The following is an 18,493-nucleotide window of genomic DNA, read 5'->3' as shown; positions in this document are numbered from 1 at the left end:
AGATTTCGATGTTAGCAATGTTTTTTTGGGCGTTTGTCATCGGTGGCTTGATCTGTGTAGTCGGCCAGCTTCTTTTCGATGTTGCTAAGCTGACACCGGCGCATACGTTAAGCTTATTCGTTGTAATAGGAGCTGTTCTAGGCGGATTTGATTTATATGAGCCGCTTGTTGACTTTGCCGGTGCCGGAGCAACCATACCGATCGTTTCGTTCGGGAACTCACTGGTGAACGGGGCGATGATGGAATCGGAAAAACATGGTCTCGTCGGCGTACTGACAGGTATGTTTGAAATTACAAGTTCCGGTATCTCTGCAGCAATCGTCTTTGGCTTCATCGGAGCTTTGGTTTTCAGGCCAAAAGGATGAAAAAAGCGGAAATAGGCAGCCTGGACTAGGACATGGCCTATACATATTTGTCCAGACCTACATATGTTATCAGTAAGCTTTAGCGAGAGCGAGGTGATATGTATGTTTGGTTATGGTGGCTACGGTTGTTGTGGCGGCAGCGGTTATGGATACGGCGGAGGATACGGTGGCGGCGGTTCCACTTTCGCGATAATCGTTGTATTGTTTATCCTATTGATCATTGTAGGGGCTTCTTTCTGCTAAGGAAAATGGAATAGGCAGAAGAAGCCTATTCCATTTTTTTTTATTTGTATGGGCCTAGCACCATTTTTCTGATAATGCCATAGGATAGGTACAGAAAAGGGAGGGGCTTAGGTATGGATAATAACTTTTTTAAAAACATAGAAGGTAAAACCGGCGTAAATATGAAAGATGTATTAGAATTGGCAAACTCGCTCCAAGGAGCCAATTTCAAAGATGAAACGACTGTTAGAAATGTCATTAAGCGCGTTTCAAAAATCGCGAATAAACCGGTCAATAAAGAAACGGAAGATAAAATCGTTCATTCCATCGTAGCTGAAGGGAATAAACTCGATTTCGGGACGATATCCAATATGATAAATAAAAAGTGAAAAAAGGCCTGCTATCATGCAGGCCTTCAGACTGCAGACAAACTCGAGGAAAGCGGGTTTGCCGGCAGTTTTTTTATTTTAAAAAAGTTGCAGCTTGATTTCATTCCATAAATTTGTAAGTGATTCGGGATGAGGCCATTCCGAACCCTATTTTGTTTTATCCATCCAATTCCATATATGGTTAGCATCAGCTTTTGGTCAAAGCTTCAAGAAACGTGATGGATGGGCGGTCCGTCCGCGTCTAGTTTGCAGGATGGAAAGGTAAAGATCCTTTTTGGCCCTGGTTGCCGCTACATAGAGCAATCGTCTTTCCTCTTCAAGAGGGGTTAGTTCCCCTTTTCGGTAAGATTCAAGTGCGAAATCATGAGGGATGCTGCCATCAACAGCAGCAAGGACATAAACGGTTGGGTATTCAAGCCCTTTGGAACGGTGTATGGTGGTTAGCTGTATGGCATCCTTAAAATGTTTCGATAGCTGTTTGATCTCTTGGATCATCGCAGTCATATGATCTACATGTTCTAGGAAAGCGGCGACGGTGGGAAAACGATTTGCCGCCACCTTTAAGTCACGGATGTCATCGGACCCTTTTTCCAGGTTCGCATCATTTCCGCGTTTTTTTACATATTCCTGGTATCCTAAATCTTTTTCGATGATTTCTAAAGCTACGAGAGGCGACATTATTTTTAAAGAGCGGATCTGTCCTGGAATCGTTTTTAATCTTCGTTCCTGAAAAGCATGTCCTGTCTTAACAAAAGCAAATGCATCAATAAAATCACAATCCTGCAATATTGTCATTGCTTTTAATTCCTGTAATATACTTTGCTTTAAGAATAAGGAGGAAAGGACATCAGCTGCTGCCTTGCTGTCATGCGGGAACAAACTCAAACGCATAAAGGCAAGCATGCCGCGAATGACCTTGCGCTGATAAAACGAATCCGCATCCTTTTCAATGACGAATGGCAGGTTGGAAGCGGCCAGCCGTTCAAAAATGGCCCTGGACATCGTGTGTGTCCTGTACAATACCGCAAAATCCCCAGGGTTTGCTCCCTTGGATATTTTCTCTTGGATATCGGATACGATCATCGTTGCTTCCAATTCCTCATCATAAGGATAAAATAAAACAGGGGGATTTCCTGAATCATGCTGTGCCCTCATCTTTTTCTCCATCCGGTTCTGGTTGCGCTTGATCAATCGGTTCGCTGTAGCGACAATTTCATGGGAAGATCGGTAATTCTCCGTCAGCTTCACAACTTGGGAACGAGGGAAATCATGATTGAAATTCAAAATATATTTCGGATCGCTTCCCCGGAATGAATAGATCGATTGATCATCATCGCCAACTGCACATACATTTTTTGATTCAGCAGAGAGGAGTTTTATCAATTCATATTGAACTTTATTGATATCCTGAAACTCATCTACCAAAAAATAATTAAACCTTTGCTGATATTTCTTTAAAAAATCGGGGTGGTTTTTTAAAAATACATAACAGCCTACAAGCATATCATCAAAATCATACTTCCCTGTTTGCTGTTTATATTCTTCATATTTCTTATATAAAAATAAACACGATTTCTCCCAATCGTCCTTAGGTTGGATATCCTCTGGAAAAGCCAATGAGTTTTTCCAAAGCCCAATTTGTTGAAGGGCTTGATCATATGCAAATTCCTTTTCATCAAGTTCCAATTCCCTGCCAGCCTGTTTCAATACCTTTTCTTTTTCCCACTCCCACTTCAATAGGAAATCACGCTGCCATTTGGCTGGTTCATGGAAAATGAGGATTTTATAAAAGATGCTATGAAAGGTCCCGCTCACGATTTGAGAAACAAGGGAAGGAGTCATATATGGATAACCGAGCAGACGCTGCTGCATTTCCTTTGCTGATTTCGCCGTAAATGTTACAAGCATGATACTTTTAGGATCAATCTTTTTCACTGTAAGCATGTAGGCTGTACGTACCGTCAATACGCGGGTTTTCCCGCTGCCTGCTCCGGATAGGACAAGAATTGGTCCATCGATTGTCGTTACCGCCTTGAGTTGCTCTGCATCGAGAACAACCCCTGATGAGGATAATTCTTGAAAGTATGGTTCCTCTGATTGTGCCAGACAGGATGGTTTATCTGAATATTTCGGGTTGCCGGTTATGGGCCGGCTTTTAAGGAAAGGTTCTGTGATGGTTTTTGTTTCCGTAATGGTTCGTGATGTAGGAATCCTAAATCCATTCTGTTCCATATATTCTAATGGCTTTTCCTCATTTATTGTTTCTGAAATTGGCAAGTCACAGGGTACCTGCGATGGATCACTATGATAAAAATAAGGCGTTTCATGGATTCCAATAAATAATTTCACTGGTTTATGACAAATGATACAAGAAAGCTGATCACGTTTTCCTTTTTCAAAAAGTGTCTGCAGCTCACCAGCTGAAACGGTATGTAAATGTACGATTTCAGTGCCAGATTTTGCTTGATTCATATAAATGGATACCTCTAATCTATTAAAAATATCGGCAATACTCATCATACCAGAAGATTAGGAAAAAAGAATGCGGAAAATCGTGTTTAAATATTGTTTCGGACGGGTAATTAAATGACAATACAACTATGTAAATATAAGGAGGGAAAACTATGGGGTACATAGCACCTGTCACACAATTTGATTATATTCAATATGCCAACCGGACGATCGAAGCTGCAGAGAATGTAAGAATTGTTAAAGGGACGACACCCATTCAACCTGTCCGTTTCGATCAGGTGCTTAAAAGTGAAAGGGGAAGCTTTGAAGGATTACATCAAATTAAAGATAATAATCGGGAAAGTACATATGGGGCAGGCACATATAAATATCAAATGGGCATGAGGGTCAGTGAAGAAATAACGGCGGAAATGACAGGGAAAGGAAGGTTCTTCAACGAAGTTGTCTAGATATGCCACCAAAAACAAAAGAGGACACGCGAAGTGTCCTTTTTGTGTTGATTCCTTAGAGAATGTCAATTTCTACGATTAGAGCTAACAATAGTTGCAATAATAATTGGATGTTTAGAGCGATTTGTGCATCAGTTGTTGTAATGTCGATATCACGGCTGTTTTCAACAATTGTTTTTTGGCGCGTGATTTGTTTAACATTAGAAGATTGGATTAATTCTTGAGTGATCTTTTCAGCATTATCAGAATCTGCGATTGAAATGCTTACGATGACCGCAATTGCAGCTTGTAGAGCAGCTTGAAGAGAAAGGGCCGCTTTAACATCCGTTGAAGTGACATTTACATTACAAGAATCTTTAATGTAAATAAGTTCTTCAGAAAGCTGAACTTGATTATTATCCTGTCTTGCCTCTTGGTCAATGCGTGTGTCATCGTCGTTACAGAACCCTGACAGGGGATGTCTGGAAGCGGAATCTAGAGCCGACCATGATCTTTCAGAGTCTTCATGTGTGTTACAGTTGCTACGATATACATTTTGGTTCATGTTGTTTTTTCCTCCTTAGGTTTTATTCCCTATTAAAATATGCTTTGATGGGTAATCGGGTTGGACGAATAAATCAGTTAATTCGTCTATTTTTTAATACTTAGAGAAAGTATTAGTGTGTGGGGATGAATAATAAAGAAGCTGGAGCTTTAGGAATGAAATGTAAGTGCTGCTATGACTCGGTTTACTTAATTCTCGCCAGCAAGTAAGGTTTGATTAGGTGATATGGTGTGTCATTTATCTTTGGAATCCGTGAATTTGTTGTGAATGGAATTTGTAACTGGATTAACATCATGTTCAGTGATGTTCTTTTCTTGGTTTATGATTTTTTGTGATTGCTCTTGTAAATGGCGAATGGTTTCTTTAAGGTTGTTTTTCTCTCTTTCAGTCAGATCGACTTTTTCCTTTTTGAAACCATGTTTTCTCATAGTCCTCGAAACCAGCAGTTCCATCAGTCTTTTTTGAGACTCCTCCAGGTTAAAATCATTGTTACCCATAAAATTTTCCCTCCTTCTTGCTTTCTATATATAGACTATGTATTTTTGCTGAGATTGCCATTGAACGGAAATGGTTTTTTTTATTAAACGATAATTTAAGTTCATGAACGAACAAAAAAAGCTGTCCAATCAGAGAACTGAAAGGACAGCATTTGTATATTATAAAACGGTTTTCTTCATCGTTTTATGAGGAATGCCGGCATCCATGAATTCGTCGGAAACGACCTCATACCCTAATTTCGAATAAAAAGGGATGGCATGGACCTGGGAATCAAGCTTCAATTGAGGTACTTCCTGCTGGATGGCGTATTCCTCAATAGCATTCATGATCATGGCACCGGCACCATTCTTACGGCCAGATGATAGTACACAAATGCGCTGGACTTTACCGATGTTGTCGATGACCCTGAAACGGCCGGCACCGATTGGCTGATGCTGATAATCATATAAAACGAAATGTGTAGACTCTTGTTCATATTCATCGATCTCTTCTTCAAGAGGGACGTTTTGTTCTTGGACGAACACTTTTTTTCTGATCATATAAGCATTTTCAAGCTCTTGGCTGTTTTCTGCGATTTTTACAAACACGAAATCATTCAGCTCCTAATCTAAATGTTTCATAAACGGTCCATGCCCCATCTTCAAGTTGATACAGCAAGTGAACTCGTTTCACCTCTTCTTCATGGCTGATGTCAAGCATGCTTAATTGGCCTAAAACATCAGAGTGCTCATTATCGGATAAATCTTGAGCGATGGTAATATGCGGGACAAATGCATGTTCACTTTCACTTTTCATGAAGTCCTCATTGTTAAGTGCATCATGCAGCTCTTGAAGCCCTTCGGATAATTCCACTTTGAAATAAATGGTATTGCTTACAGGTTGGAAAGACTTCGTTTTCGTAACGCTTATCGTAAAAGGCCTGCACTTACGAGCAATGTCTTTTAATTGATCGGCGATTGTTGAAATTTCCATATCCGTCGCTTCGAACGTTGGTTTAAGCGTCAGATGCGGTGGTATGAAAGCATATTTCGTATCATACCGTTTGCGATAGGAGTTAGCTAAATCTTGAAGTTTTTTTGAAGGGAAAATTGCAACACCATATTTCATAAATAAAACCTCCTGATATTTTTTTATCGTTGTATTATAGTTGGCCATGTTTTTCTTTAACCCTTCACAAAAGGAGAGGGTTAGAACATTTCCAATAGTGCTCGTTTTAAATCTGCCTGCCAGTATTTCCAGGTATGATTACCTTCAAATTCTTCATAGAAGTACGGAAATCCTTTTTGATTTATTAATTTATGCAATTCCCTGTTGGGTTCTATGAAGTTTGCCTTCTTGCCATCCGTCGTCGGAACATCCGTTTCCCCAGTCCCGATCACATGGTAAAGTTCGAGAAGATGCGGATCCTCAAAATTACGTACAGCATCCATTACTGCCTCATTGGCAAGTGGCGACTGCATGATGCATTTCCCAAATGTATGCGGATACTTTAGTGCGGCCAATAAAGAAACTGTACCGCCAAGAGAGTCACCGATCAAAGTTCGACCATGTCCCATTTGATAGGTAGGGAATTCATCATCTAAAAACGGGACAAGTTCATGGGCAAGAAAACGTATGTATGCAATGTGCTGTTCCCCGTCGGGATGATATTTGCGCCTGCGGTCAAAGCGGTCTTTATAGGGAATGCCGACAATGATGATATTCTCAATCTCATCGTTCCCTAACAGTTCATCTGCTACCCGACCAATTCGACCCATTTGAAAATAATCACGGCCATCCTGAGCAATCACAAGCGAATATTTATACAGTGGCGAAAAATTAGCAGGTAAGTAAACAAGCAGTTCCAATTCTTCTGCTAAAGCTTCGCTTTTAAACATGTACTCTTTAATTGTGCCTTTGCGTAAACTCATTCTCCCGCACCTCATGATAATTAATAATGAAAAACAACTTACTTGATTATTTTAGCATAGCCTAGCGACTTTTTCCCGTGACAAGATTTTAGAATAGAAAATTTTCATTGTATTTTCTAAAAATTTGAATAATAAGGTGCTATAATAAAAGGATATAGAAAAATAATACAATAAAAAAGGTGGCGAATAAAATGGCAGATGTACAAGTACACAGCAGGGAAGTAACGAAGGCGGCTAAACGAACATTATTAGAGCGTGGTGTCAGTGTGGAGGCAATTGCAAAAATCGTTTATGAATTGCAGTTTCCGTATAAAGCTGATCTAAAGCTGGAGGAATGCATCCACAGCGTTGAGCGTGTCCTGTTGAAAAGGGAAATTCAACATGCCATTTTAGTCGGTGTGGAGCTGGATAAACTGGCCGAGCAAAAAAAACTATCAGAACCCCTGCAATCGATTGTTGAGTCTGATGAAGGGCTATTCGGAGTGGATGAAACGATTGCCTTTGGTGCAGTGCTCGGTTACGGAAGCATTGCTGTAACCACCTTTGGCCATTTGGATAAAAATAAAATAGGCGTCATACACGAACTTGATAAGAAGCAAGAAGGAATCGTGCATACCTTCCTGGATGATATCGTTGCTAGCATTGCCGCGAGTGCCGCCTCAAGGTTAGCTCACCGTCTGAGAGATGAAGAAGAATCGCTAACCGAACAGGAAAAGGACATCCAGGAAGAAGAAGAGTTAATCGGTTGAACCTTGATTAACAATCTTCAGCCAGACCTATCAAACCTAGCCTTAATGAGGCGGGCAGAAAGGATATTGGCCACTTTAAATGTCCGTTTTGTCTGCCTTAGAAAACAGAATGCGTGAATATGGCCTGGATAAATTTCAAGCACCTGTATTTTCCGCTGCGTGATCTTACCTTGTTCGGAGAGATAAATTATCTCCAATGGAGCATTTCCTTCCATATGTTTACGAAGTATATATTTCATTCCCTGTCACTCCTTTGCTGACTTGCTTGCTATCATTATATGCGAACGTACGTTTTATATGCAAGTGAAAAGGGAATGTTCGTTCGTGTTTTACGGAGTGGGGAAATAAAATAAGAAAAAATTAAAACTTTTTTAATATAATGCGTTGACTTTTTAACAAAAAAACTTATAATAAATTATGTACTTAAGTAACCAGTCAGTCATTACATACGACTTGTTAGCTCAGTGGGAGAGCACTTCCTTGACAGGGAAGGGGTCGTGGGTTCGAATCCCTCACAGGTCATCAACTGCCAAAGGCTCAAATCCTTGATATCACAAGGGTTTGGGTCTTTTTTTATTTTTAAAAGAATATAGTTCATTTTGTATTATTTACTCAATTGGTGGCGGATGGAGAAGGATTAAAACGCATTACAGGACAATTATTTGTAATAATTAATATTTCAAGGAACTGTAGGTAAAGCCTTTTGCTTATTCAGCTCACGTTGGATGTTAAAAATAACATGACGCATGAAGACTATGCAAAATATCGGCAAACGATGAAAGACTTCAGAGATAAATTTTCAGCTCACAGAGAGTGTGGTTACAACGAACCTGTCCCCTACTTTGATATTGCGCATAATGTAGCACTTCATTACGTTTCTTGGCTTGAAAAGTATAATACAATCCCTTCACTTGAAATGATGATAGAAGAATATCAAGAAGAATTACAACCAATGATAGAAAGTTTTAAAGTGAAATAAATAGAAGGAGGAAAGTATGGAAGAGTAATTAAAAGTAAAATTCCTTTCCAATTAGGGGTTCTATTAGGGGATTAATCATACTTCTCGTATGACTTACCCTCCACTTCAGTATTATATGGTAAATGTTTCCTGGTTTTAACTGTGTGATTTTAATATCTCAACAGTTTATCATATTGATAAAGGAAGAATAACTTAATCTACTACTATAATGAAGTAAGTCTTTAAAAGGGAAGTGATAGTTAAATGCTTTATATAAGCGATATCGAAAAGATAATTAATAACACATTAAATGAGCACAATTTGGATATTATTTATGAATTTGACAATAATCTAAGTGCACCTATGAGTTATAACGTATCGACCAATACTATAAAATTCAATTACCTTCAAGTTAACGGTTATAAAGGGAAAATTAGAATTAAAGAGACAGAGGAAGACTTTGTTAAAATTATTCTTTATCGTATGATTGGTTATTATTTAGATTTTAAGAAAAACAAACATGATTTAAGGATTTTAATGTATGGTCACGAAGAAGAAAAAGAAAAGTTAAAATCTGAAATAGAAACTAATGCTTGGGATTATGGGAGAACATTAATCCCTGAACAACTATTGGAGTCATATGATAAGGTTCGTGAATTAGATAAAATGCTAATAAATTAATGTACTCTAAGAAAATGGTGCAGAAATGGATAAACCTTCTTCCTCTGAATGAGGAAAATTGCAGTTTTCCTCGTTATATCATGGCATACTTTTCAACTACACTCGTTATGTTAATAAAATAAAACATTCCTCCTATATCTATTTCTTATTTCAATACTGGGGGCCTATGGAAGTGACTTAGTAATTATAGTAACATTTACTTATCTAAAATAGGGAATTGTTGTATTAAAATGGTATTTGAGAATAAATAGAGAAAAAGTACGTTGACTCAATAATGGGGTGAAAAGATGAATTCGGATAAAGTCAGAGCATTAACAAAAGTGTTTCAGGAATCTTCTGAGGAGTTAAAATTAGATGAATCAAAATTAATGCAGAGTATACATACAAATACGGAGACATGGGCTGGCGAAGCCCGGAAAAAATTTGATTCAATACTAGATGAAGCAGCTGTCCTATTTCAAAGACATTCAGACAATCTTTATCAAATAAGTAGAGAATTAGAAAGCGCAGCAAATGAAGTTGACAGAGTGAGAGAAGAGATTGAAAGACAAAGAGAATTAGAGCGCCTAGCTTGTATGAAGGATGAGTAGAAACAAAATGAATGAAGGATATAAAGAGGTGTCATATGAAACCGAAGAATAGGGATCGTAAAAGTTTGGAAGAGGAAGGCTGGATCCTCCCGGATAAGAATAAGCAAAATAAAGATGGTAGTTTACTCCCCGGCTGCGGTGGTTTTTTTATTTTGTTCATTCAATTTGGTGTTTTGGCACATCAAATAATCACTCTTTTTTAAGTCTACCTTATGTCCGCTAAAGTTTTACAACTGTACTTGCCAATATGATAATCGTTTTGAAAGGTTTAAAATGGCTCGTAATAAGTAGAGACAAGGAAAGAAAAAAGAAGATGGCGGTAAGCAAGGAATGGATAAAAATTGGGTACCGGGTTGTGTCGACCCATTTATCCTGCCTTTACAGATTATACTATTAGTACATCACTTTTTTCATAGTATATAGATGAAATAGTTCATAAAGGAAAAGAAAAGAGGATGATACAGTGGGGAATAAAATTTCCGTAGACCCAGATCGTTTAGAATATTTAGCAAATGAGTTTGTCTCGCACTTGTCAAAAATTGAAGAAGAATACAAGAGTCTTCATTTGGAACTAGTGAACCTAATTAGCAGTGCTCCAGCAGAGTATAGTCATTGTTTTTATCAAGTAGGAGATCCGTGGGGAACAGGAAATCAAATAGTTGACCTTCTGAGTGAAATGGAGATCGACCTTCGAATGACCGCCAATAAATTTTCCGATGCTGATAACTTAGTCGGTCAACTTTATAAACTGCATGAGAAATATGGAGCGCTCACTGCGATGGGTGCTTTAGTATCAAAGCAGCTGGCATTTTATGGGCTAGGTTTTACACAATTTATCAAAAATAGTGATGATGTCTATATGTATAAACATATGAATGCCCTAAATAAACTAACAGATGTAGTCGATAATTCCAAATTTCGTAATGTAGCAAGAGCCTATTTAAATCCAACCTTTTTATTGAAAAAATATAGAGATGTTCCATTTGCTGATTTAGTTCACAAAAAGGTTGCCAAATATCTTCCTGGTGATGTTGTTAAGTATACAGATAGTTCAAAGGCATTATTTGAAGGGATTAATCATCGAGCATTGGACTCTACAACGTTTAAATCATTTCTACAGACGGGAGCGAAATTTGCCAAAACCAACGCTGTTAGTGCAGTACTGGTAACAGGAGTAATGGAAGCAGGCGGAATGGGACTGAAAATTTCCGAAAACTATGCGAAATATGGAAATAATCCAGAGGTCTTAAAGCGAGAAAATGCAAAAGCGGTAGGAAATGCAGTGAATAATACCGTAGCGATTTCTGGAGGTTCCATTGCGGGAGCATTCGTAGGAGGGGCTCTAGGAAGTTTAGTAGGCCCAGTCGGTACGGTTGTAGGAGCCGCTGCAGGTTCATTTGTAGGAGGACTTGTTGGAGAGCAAGCGGCTAAGCTTACGGCAGGTATAGCAGAGAAAGCAGCGATTATCATTAAAGAACCTATACATGATGGGCTTGAACTGATTAAAGGTGGTTTGGAGAAAGCTGGGAAAGTTGTTGAAGGAGTTAATAAAGGTGTTGATTTCTTAAATGATCAAATTAAGGATACTATTGCTGACCCAATAGGGAAGGTGGGGGAAATTGGTAAGGGATTATCTAAGGCAAAAGAAACAGCGAGTTCCCTTGCCGATGGAGCAAAAGATTTTTTTGAGGATAAATTTTCATTTTTTTAAGGAGGATATATGAATACCGTTCAATTAAGTATTGAAGAGTTACTTTTTTCATTTTATAGTGAAGGTTTATTTGAACAAGGAATGTCGATTAAGGAAACCTATTTTCAAACGCTTCAAGATGCCGAGTTGAAATTAATGCTAGAAATTGCCTCTCGCTCTTTGTTAGCAAAAGATATGTTAAAGGAAGTAAATAATCAATATAAGTTAAAAGATGAATTTGCTGCCTATATTCATACATTGAATAATGCAGAAAGTACCGTAACGGCTTCTAAACATCAGCCAGACTTAAATGGAGAAGATAGTATTTCCTTTCATTTTAAAAAAGGAGAGGTTTATTTACATAAAGTATTGTACGATCATCAAGTTCACTCTATTTCTAAGCTGCGGAAAGAAGAAATCCTTTCAGTTATAAGCGGTTTTTTTCATTTCCATACGTTAGAAAAGCAAGGTGAAGTTATTCTTCAGTTAAAAAGTGAAGAATTTGAAGAACTTTTAGAAGATGTAAGTCAATCTCATTCTTTACCGGAGTCAATTGTTCAGAAATGGGTAAGTAAAAAGGGAGAGTCTACTAGTATCTTAGAGTTTTTAAATGATATTTCGAATAGAAACGGTAAAATGGATAGTTTAGTAAGCTTAACGTATGACTCAGAGAATAACCCTGACCTAAAAGATCTTTATTTTATGATTCCAGGAAAGAATGAATGTTGGCTAGCTACAAGGGACAACAACCTTGACCTGAGTATTCAGAGAGCAAATGAGGCATCTATTAATCAACTATTATTAACCAACAAGATTCTTCCAGCTTAAGGAGGTGCATTATTTGGTAAACGTTAAGAAAGAAAATAACGCCATTCAGATAAAAGGGTCAAAGTTCATGTACGGGTGGATGTTTCTTGCGACTGTAGGTTTTTTAATTGCTTGTTTTTTCTTAATCATACACGGTTTGAAATTTGAGTCCAAGTATTCTTTATTTTACCTTGGTGGTGGTCTCATTTTTACTCCTTTTTACCTTTACCTAACGCTTTGGTCACTTCCAGGTTTTATTCCAGGAAAGGTCCTGTTAACGATTGTCCAAGGTGAAAATGGTACGATTAAGTCGAAGAAAGGTACAGTTTATATTAAGAATATCCGGAATATCGATTTAGTAAGAAATCCACTGAATTTAATCAATGATATAGTCATTGACACCCTTGATGACAAAACCATAAAAATTCGTACGTATAATTTACTTGATGACCTGGATTATCAGGTGGTCGTTGATCAATATCTTTATCCCTATATTACAGAAAATGCAAAAAAAGTATGGGATCGCAAGGTGGATTTAGATAAATTGCAAAGAGTAGCCAAATACGAGCGCCAAGAGCAGAAAATTGATTAACGATCATTCAAATTAAAAGATCTCAGTCCAAAGCTGGTGATTCGTGTCCAATTGTCTTTTTCATTATAAATCTGTTATAATCCGATTACTTTCACTTCCTGACAGGGAAGGGGTCGTGGGTTCGAATCCCTAACAGGTCATCAACTGACAAAGGCTCAAATTCTTGATATCACAAGGATTTGGGCTTTTTTTGTTTATAAAATATAGTTCATTTTGTATTATTTACTCAATTGGTGGCGTAACGGTGGCGGATTGAGAAGGATTTAAACGTACTACAGGTCAATTATTTATAATAATTAATATTTCAAGGAACTGTAGGTAAAGCTTTTTGCTTATTCAGCTAATGATGGAGGTTAAAAATAAGACCATCACCGATTCGGTGTTTCGGCTGTTTAACGAAGAGATAGTCCCTTCAACATACATTCAATAAATGCAATCCATTTGTCTTCCTTTTTTGAACGATACATAGGTGAATTTGTTAAATCAGTCTATGTCTATTCGTGTTCATATAATAAAGCTGTACCGAGTGAAATTAATGTTTGATGAAATCAGCCGAATTAGGGTCGATAATACTTACGATGGTTTAATATTGTAAAAATTTAACAGACGAGTTATTCTTAAATCACCTAACAAGGCACAATATTAAAGGAGAAAATAGTGAGTTATCTAGGAAAGTATTTGAAAATGCCACCAACAATTGAAAAGCTCCATAAATTAGAGAAAAAAATTGAAAAAGAAGGCCACTCCTTAAGTGATTTATCCCTTTATTTGGAATTTTACTTCTCCCCTTATGAAAATACTCCCTATGATGTCATTACATTTGCTAGTACAGGCGTTGACGGCATACATTTCGGATTTCTAACTGACTTCGGAACAGTATCTGATTTAGAGAATGCTTTTGTTGTATGTATTAGTCCAATGGATTTTGATTCACATATAAAGATTGTAGCAAGGAATATAAGGGAGTTTCTTAACTTGGTTTGTACGATGAAAGATGCCTTAACTATTTCTAACTTTAATATCCTGGAAGAAGAGGGACAGTATATTCGTTTGCTCAAAGAACTAAAACAAGTAGAACCTGAAGATGAGGAATTTGAAGAGGACGCAAACTATGTAGTGGAAAAGATAATAGCCACATTCGATAGCGAACGAATAGAAGATGTCTATCATTATGTGGAAGGAAAAGTAAGGACAGAAAGAGAGCAACAAACTATTTTATCAACTCTTGATGGGTTAGGCATAATACCTGTAGAGAACATTACAAGCAATTTTCTCCCATACAAACTTGAAAAAGATATGACGATTGACATGGAAGAAGTGAAGGCCTTTTTTAATTCTGCAACAACAGAAAGTAAAATGGCTTTTTTCAGAGATGTCCAATTTACTTACTTAATTGCAGATGAGATAGCGTTAAAAGAATTGGTCATACATGAAATGATAAAATTAGGTTTACAGGATGAAGTCGATAGATTATACGTGTTTTAGGTCCTCTTTTTCTTGTCTAATTAACACCATAACCCTTAACAGAACCAAAAATTATTAGAAGGTTACTTGTAGGGGTATTTACTTAATCATAAATGATCCAAACGAGGGCTTATTTGGAACATTAATTAAGGAGGCTTTCACCAAGTCGTAAATGAAGGTGAAGTCAATGGAAGCCTCCATTTTACGAACCAAATGGTTCGCCGGCACCAGTCTCACTGAATAGAATTATGATTCGAAAGCATCCTCATCACCTCAAGTTTTAATAGATCTATTTTAAAACAAAAAAGACTGTAGGAAAAAGAAGTTCTATCTAAATTTTTAAACATAGTTGATTGGAGCGAGTGCATGAAATGGAAATCAACGTCCAAATTTGTACAAGCAAAAAAACTGTAGACAAACTCGATGAAAATCGGGTTTGTCTACAGTTTGAGGGGACCTTCATAAATTGAGGTCCCTTTTTCATAATGTATTACGGTAATGAAGTTTTATATTGTTCCATTAAATCACCTGCATATAAGCTTGTTATCATTAAGAAAATGGCAAGCCCAATGTATAATGAGAACCAGATGACTTTTGTTTTGAGACTCGATGAGTAATAGGATTTCTCTTTATCCCTAATTTCAGTTTGTTCTTGCACTTCTTTAAAGAACGTTGCTACTATTCGTTCATACGTGCCTATATTTTCAAAATCGGTCGGTCCGTTCTGGTATTCATTCGAATTAGCAGCATCCATTAAGGATCTATAAATATTTAATTTTACCTCGGTCAGTTGTTTTTCTTTTAGCTTATTATCATCAAATAGCGGGATATGCCAACTCTTCATGTTGTTAAACTTTTCATATAGTTGGCTTAATTCCATATTCCAAATATTAACCAGGCGAATTTTTTCTTCATCTGTTGCACCTGCATATTGTTCGAGTTGCCCTAACCCAAATTGATTCAGTTCGATGATGATGTCTCTTTGATTTCTGGTTGTCTCGCTACGAAATTCTTTCCACCACTTAGAAATACCCAATAATAAGAAAAGAATTAAAAATGGATTTGGATGGAGAAACAAATATACAACCATTCCGATAATCCCTAATACCCAAAGCTTTGTGGAGATGACTCCCACTATACGTCCTCCATCAAGAGGATGCACAGGCATTAGATTTAATAGGTTAATCATGGCTCCAAGTGTAATAACTAAAAGCCAAAATGGATTTTCCGTCATCATAAATAGGGGGATGGCTGGTAGAAATGCTAATGTACCTAATAAAGGACCTCCGAAGGCAAGATAAGCTTCTTGGTTAGCATTCTTGGGCTCTTCTTTAAGGGCAATTAATGCTCCTACAAAAGGGATGAAAATGGCATTGGATGTTTTGATGCCTTTTCTCTTAGCAGCAAGTAAATGCCCCATTTCATGGATGTAAATTAGATAGACTAGGGCCACGGCAAATTTCCAACCGTAAACCAAGGCATACGCTCCTAATGAAACGAAAATAGAAATCAGGGAACCTACTTTTGCTATTTTCAATAGCGCAAACAACCATTTTATTTTTCCTAGAAAAAATAACCCGATTGCCCCCAAACTTAACCATCCTTTATTCAATTTAGATTCTTTCAAAATGTACCTCCTAGAGTAAATGGGAAAACAGATGACCCCAGTGACACTATGTCAATCTAAGCGTCTTCTTGATTTATCATTTTGCTAATATCCTTATTATATCGTATTTTTCTTATCCTTTTAGGAATATTTTTCCTAGATTATTAACTTTCAAGTATTACATTTTTTTATAATTAAGATTAAGTCCTTTATATTTAGGAATTTCTTTTTCCGCCTCTCTTCAGGCCAAAGCCATCAATTCAAATGCTTAATTAAAATCGATGGTTTAAAGCGGTACAATCACTATTTTTATCAGTAATATACGGTCTGATTGGGGGCGAATTCCAAATAATCGGAAAGTATCAGAGGGTAATTTTATTGTGAAAAAGAGCGATAACCCCTTACGTGTCAGTATTTCTGGGAATAATAAAGAACTAGAGAAAAACAATGAGATAGTTTTGACAGGGAAGGGGCCGTGGGTTCGAATCCCTCACAGGTCATCAACTGCCAAAGGCTCAAATCCTTGATATCACAGGGGTTTGGGTCTTTTTTATTTTTTGATTTCCATTTATTATTCCTGTGTGATTCTGCATTGCACCATGTTGCACAGAAACTGGATATGTGGCGCCGGCTCGTTCGTTGCATGACGTTAGCCACTTTGGTACACTATGCAGAAGTGCTTTTTTAGTTTGATTGCTAGGATTTACTATGGAATCGCATGGATGAGCTGCAGGATCTTTACATAAATCAACGGTCCATGAGGCTGTGGGGGTGTATCTTAAACGAACCCTTAAAATGGAACTCCTTTTACTCTGTAGACTAGTGGAGCAGTTACAAAACCATTAACAACTTAACAATTTAAATGTTTCTAAGAAAGGACCATCTGTTCCCTCATACAGCAGGAGTTGTATGGGGGCTTGTATTTTATCGAGAATTTTCTGTTTAGATGACTTTACAGGAATAAAATAAGGAGGACGCAATGAACAATTATAAATTGACCATTCAATATGATGGCGGGCGCTATAAGGGCTGGCAACGACTAGGTAATAGTGATGATACGATTCAAGGGAAAATAGAAAATGTATTAACGGAAATGGCAGGGGAAAAAATTGAAATCATCGGATGCAGCAGAACGGATGCAGGTGTACATGCCCTTGCTCAAATCGCCAATTTTAAGCTCGGTGAAAATCTGACTGAAGCAGAAATCATGAATTATTTAAATAGATATTTACCCCGAGATATCAGCATTGTCGATGTTACGCTAGTTCCTGATCGTTTTCATGCCCGTTATAATGCTAAGGATAAAACCTATTTGTATAAGATCTGGAACGAGCCATACACAAATCCTTTCATGAGAAAGTACAGTATGCATGTAGAGGAAAAGCTGGATATCACTAGAATGAAAAAAGCATGTCAATTTTTTATAGGTGAACATGATTTCACTGCTTTTTCAAATGCAAAGTCCAAGAAAAAATCCATGGTGCGTGAGATATATTCCATTGATATAGAAGAAAATGCCGGCTTCATCCAAATTACTGTGCGAGGCGATGGATTTCTTTATAATATGGTTAGGAAGATTGTCGGGACGTTGATAGAAGTAGGGTTAAATGAAATAGATGCTGAAAATATACCGAGTATTTTAGAGTCAAAAGAAAGAATCCAAACGGGCCGTATGGCGGAGGCAGCTGGGTTGTACTTGGTCAAGGTTGATTTTTAGGTCAAATATTGATGCATCGGTTATTGCATATAAAGTGTACAGGCAGTAGAAAAAGGGAAGTAATAGGGAAGAATGGTAAAGCAATAGAACGAAAGAAGGAGAGGGTTTCATGAGATTAGCAGGAAAGAAAATAATCAGTCTTGTGCACCATGATTTTGAGGATTTAGAGCTCTGGTATCCGATTTTACGATTAAAAGAAGAAGGAGCGATTGTTCACCTCGCCGGAGAAAATGCGAATGAAACATACATTGGAAAATATGGTGTACCAGCCATATCCGATTATGGGTATGGCAGTATTAAAGCTGAAGAATATGATGCCATTCTTGTACCGGGCGGTTGGGCACCTGACAAAATTCGCCGTTTTCCTGAAGTGATATCACTTATCCAATGCATGGAAGAAAGTAAAAAACCAATTGGCCAAATTTGTCATGCTGGTTGGGTATTGATCTCCGCTAAAATTTTACAGGGGAAGAATGTAACGAGTACACCGGGCATTAAAGATGATATGGAAAATGCCGGGGCAACTTGGATAGATAAGCCCGTCGTAGTAGATGGAAACCTTGTATCAAGCAGGCGTCCGCCTGATCTACCGGATTATTTAAGGGAATTGATAAACGTGATCGAAAAGAGTTAAATATAATAGGCTGAAAAAGTGGTTTTTCCTTTTGGAAAAACCACTTTTTATTTATGAAATATTAAAATGAAAAGGAGTATCTTCACTTATTTAATCCAGTTTAATTTTATGAAACACGGTCAATCATGATATGGGTCGATATTGTTAAGATATTTG

At 37.4% G+C, this 18,493-nt stretch carries 23 protein-coding genes and 1 tRNA gene; 16 read left to right on the top strand and 8 right to left on the bottom strand.

Annotated features, from left to right (window positions below; translation table 11 throughout):
• Positions 1-8: 8 nt before the first annotated feature.
• The 3 genes from spoVAE (at position 9) to spoVIF (ending at position 976) form a co-directional block, all read left to right on the top strand.
• Positions 9-365, top strand: coding sequence for a stage V sporulation protein AE (gene spoVAE, locus ACSR9O_RS02325; RefSeq protein WP_063577046.1), 357 nt, complete (start codon positions 9-11; stop codon positions 363-365).
• A gap of 102 nt (positions 366-467) precedes the next feature.
• On the top strand, positions 468-608 hold the full coding sequence (locus ACSR9O_RS02320; protein ID WP_101224097.1) for a YjcZ family sporulation protein: 141 nt from the start codon (positions 468-470) through the stop codon (positions 606-608).
• Positions 609-721: 113 nt separating this feature from the next.
• Positions 722-976: a sporulation-specific transcription regulator SpoVIF gene (gene spoVIF, locus ACSR9O_RS02315; protein WP_034314458.1), complete on the top strand. Its 255-nt coding sequence runs from the start codon at positions 722-724 to the stop codon at positions 974-976.
• Between the two features lie 198 nt (positions 977-1,174).
• Here spoVIF and ACSR9O_RS02310 read toward each other — a convergent pair whose 3' ends face one another.
• Positions 1,175-3,448 (bottom strand): ATP-dependent helicase, encoded by a 2,274-nt coding sequence (locus tag ACSR9O_RS02310; RefSeq protein WP_101224096.1) that lies wholly within the window; start codon positions 3,446-3,448, stop codon positions 1,175-1,177.
• Between the two features lie 152 nt (positions 3,449-3,600).
• Between ACSR9O_RS02310 and ACSR9O_RS02305 the strand changes: the two genes are divergently transcribed.
• A complete protein-coding gene (locus tag ACSR9O_RS02305; RefSeq protein ID WP_101224095.1) occupies positions 3,601-3,897 on the top strand; it encodes a hypothetical protein in 297 nt (98 codons plus the stop codon).
• Positions 3,898-3,952: 55 nt separating this feature from the next.
• On the opposite strand, the gene ACSR9O_RS02300 is transcribed toward ACSR9O_RS02305, so the two are convergent.
• The 5 genes from ACSR9O_RS02300 to ACSR9O_RS02280 all read right to left on the bottom strand — a co-directional run bounded on the left by ACSR9O_RS02300 (position 3,953) and on the right by ACSR9O_RS02280 (position 6,849).
• Entirely contained in the window at positions 3,953-4,441 is a 489-nt protein-coding gene (locus ACSR9O_RS02300; protein WP_101224094.1) for a spore coat protein, read from the bottom strand.
• A gap of 233 nt (positions 4,442-4,674) precedes the next feature.
• On the bottom strand, positions 4,675-4,938 hold the full coding sequence (locus ACSR9O_RS02295; RefSeq protein ID WP_101224093.1) for a hypothetical protein: 264 nt from the start codon (positions 4,936-4,938) through the stop codon (positions 4,675-4,677).
• A 159-nt stretch (positions 4,939-5,097) separates the two neighbouring features.
• Positions 5,098-5,526 carry a GNAT family N-acetyltransferase gene (locus tag ACSR9O_RS02290; protein ID WP_491723845.1) on the bottom strand — a complete coding sequence of 143 codons (429 nt, stop codon included), beginning with the start codon at positions 5,524-5,526 and terminating at the stop codon, positions 5,098-5,100.
• Between the two features lie 4 nt (positions 5,527-5,530).
• Positions 5,531-6,046: a YjcG family protein gene (locus tag ACSR9O_RS02285; RefSeq protein ID WP_101224091.1), complete on the bottom strand. Its 516-nt coding sequence runs from the start codon at positions 6,044-6,046 to the stop codon at positions 5,531-5,533.
• Between the two features lie 80 nt (positions 6,047-6,126).
• Complete coding sequence (locus ACSR9O_RS02280) at positions 6,127-6,849, bottom strand: alpha/beta hydrolase (RefSeq protein WP_101224090.1); 723 nt, start codon at positions 6,847-6,849, stop codon at positions 6,127-6,129.
• 191 nt (positions 6,850-7,040) lie between these two features.
• Here ACSR9O_RS02280 and ACSR9O_RS02275 point away from each other — a divergent pair, with 191 nt between their 5' ends.
• A complete protein-coding gene (locus ACSR9O_RS02275; protein ID WP_101224089.1) occupies positions 7,041-7,598 on the top strand; it encodes a phosphatidylglycerophosphatase A family protein in 558 nt (185 codons plus the stop codon).
• Between the two features lie 17 nt (positions 7,599-7,615).
• On the opposite strand, the gene ACSR9O_RS02270 is transcribed toward ACSR9O_RS02275, so the two are convergent.
• Positions 7,616-7,837: a hypothetical protein gene (locus tag ACSR9O_RS02270; protein WP_101224088.1), complete on the bottom strand. Its 222-nt coding sequence runs from the start codon at positions 7,835-7,837 to the stop codon at positions 7,616-7,618.
• 211 nt (positions 7,838-8,048) lie between these two features.
• On the opposite strand from ACSR9O_RS02270, the gene ACSR9O_RS02265 reads away from it, so the two are divergent.
• The 9 genes from ACSR9O_RS02265 to ACSR9O_RS02225 all read left to right on the top strand — a co-directional run bounded on the left by ACSR9O_RS02265 (position 8,049) and on the right by ACSR9O_RS02225 (position 14,401).
• Positions 8,049-8,120: transfer RNA gene (locus tag ACSR9O_RS02265), tRNA-Val, on the top strand.
• A gap of 199 nt (positions 8,121-8,319) precedes the next feature.
• Positions 8,320-8,577: a hypothetical protein gene (locus ACSR9O_RS02260; RefSeq protein WP_491723844.1), complete on the top strand. Its 258-nt coding sequence runs from the start codon at positions 8,320-8,322 to the stop codon at positions 8,575-8,577.
• Between the two features lie 243 nt (positions 8,578-8,820).
• Positions 8,821-9,237, top strand: coding sequence for a hypothetical protein (locus tag ACSR9O_RS02255; RefSeq protein WP_054397148.1), 417 nt, complete (start codon positions 8,821-8,823; stop codon positions 9,235-9,237).
• 287 nt (positions 9,238-9,524) lie between these two features.
• The gene (locus ACSR9O_RS02250) at positions 9,525-9,827 is read left to right on the top strand and encodes a WXG100 family type VII secretion target (RefSeq protein ID WP_230177407.1); all 303 of its coding nucleotides are present in this window, start codon (positions 9,525-9,527) and stop codon (positions 9,825-9,827) included.
• A gap of 35 nt (positions 9,828-9,862) precedes the next feature.
• Positions 9,863-10,030, top strand: a complete 168-nt coding sequence (locus ACSR9O_RS02245) for a hypothetical protein (protein WP_157831085.1) — start codon at positions 9,863-9,865, stop codon at positions 10,028-10,030.
• A 260-nt stretch (positions 10,031-10,290) separates the two neighbouring features.
• Positions 10,291-11,538, top strand: a complete 1,248-nt coding sequence (locus ACSR9O_RS02240) for a glycine zipper domain-containing protein (protein WP_230177408.1) — start codon at positions 10,291-10,293, stop codon at positions 11,536-11,538.
• 9 nt (positions 11,539-11,547) lie between these two features.
• The gene (locus ACSR9O_RS02235; RefSeq protein WP_101224085.1) at positions 11,548-12,345 is read left to right on the top strand and encodes a YfjC family protein; all 798 of its coding nucleotides are present in this window, start codon (positions 11,548-11,550) and stop codon (positions 12,343-12,345) included.
• Between the two features lie 13 nt (positions 12,346-12,358).
• Complete coding sequence (locus ACSR9O_RS02230; protein ID WP_157831084.1) at positions 12,359-12,916, top strand: DUF5381 family protein; 558 nt, start codon at positions 12,359-12,361, stop codon at positions 12,914-12,916.
• Between the two features lie 657 nt (positions 12,917-13,573).
• Positions 13,574-14,401 carry a hypothetical protein gene (locus tag ACSR9O_RS02225; RefSeq protein WP_491723843.1) on the top strand — a complete coding sequence of 276 codons (828 nt, stop codon included), beginning with the start codon at positions 13,574-13,576 and terminating at the stop codon, positions 14,399-14,401.
• A 469-nt stretch (positions 14,402-14,870) separates the two neighbouring features.
• On the opposite strand, the gene ACSR9O_RS02220 is transcribed toward ACSR9O_RS02225, so the two are convergent.
• Entirely contained in the window at positions 14,871-16,007 is a 1,137-nt protein-coding gene (locus tag ACSR9O_RS02220; RefSeq protein WP_230177411.1) for a site-2 protease family protein, read from the bottom strand.
• Between the two features lie 958 nt (positions 16,008-16,965).
• On the opposite strand from ACSR9O_RS02220, the gene truA reads away from it, so the two are divergent.
• Both truA and ACSR9O_RS02210 read left to right on the top strand, forming a co-directional pair.
• Positions 16,966-17,703 (top strand): tRNA pseudouridine(38-40) synthase TruA, encoded by a 738-nt coding sequence (truA, locus tag ACSR9O_RS02215; RefSeq protein ID WP_101224081.1) that lies wholly within the window; start codon positions 16,966-16,968, stop codon positions 17,701-17,703.
• 109 nt (positions 17,704-17,812) lie between these two features.
• Positions 17,813-18,337, top strand: coding sequence for a type 1 glutamine amidotransferase domain-containing protein (locus tag ACSR9O_RS02210; protein WP_491723842.1), 525 nt, complete (start codon positions 17,813-17,815; stop codon positions 18,335-18,337).
• Positions 18,338-18,493: the final 156 nt, after the last annotated feature.

Source organism: Peribacillus sp. B65, assembly GCF_058513295.1.
The sequence above is the reverse complement of the archived record's forward strand: the minus strand, read 5'-3'. Positions and strand labels throughout refer to the sequence as shown.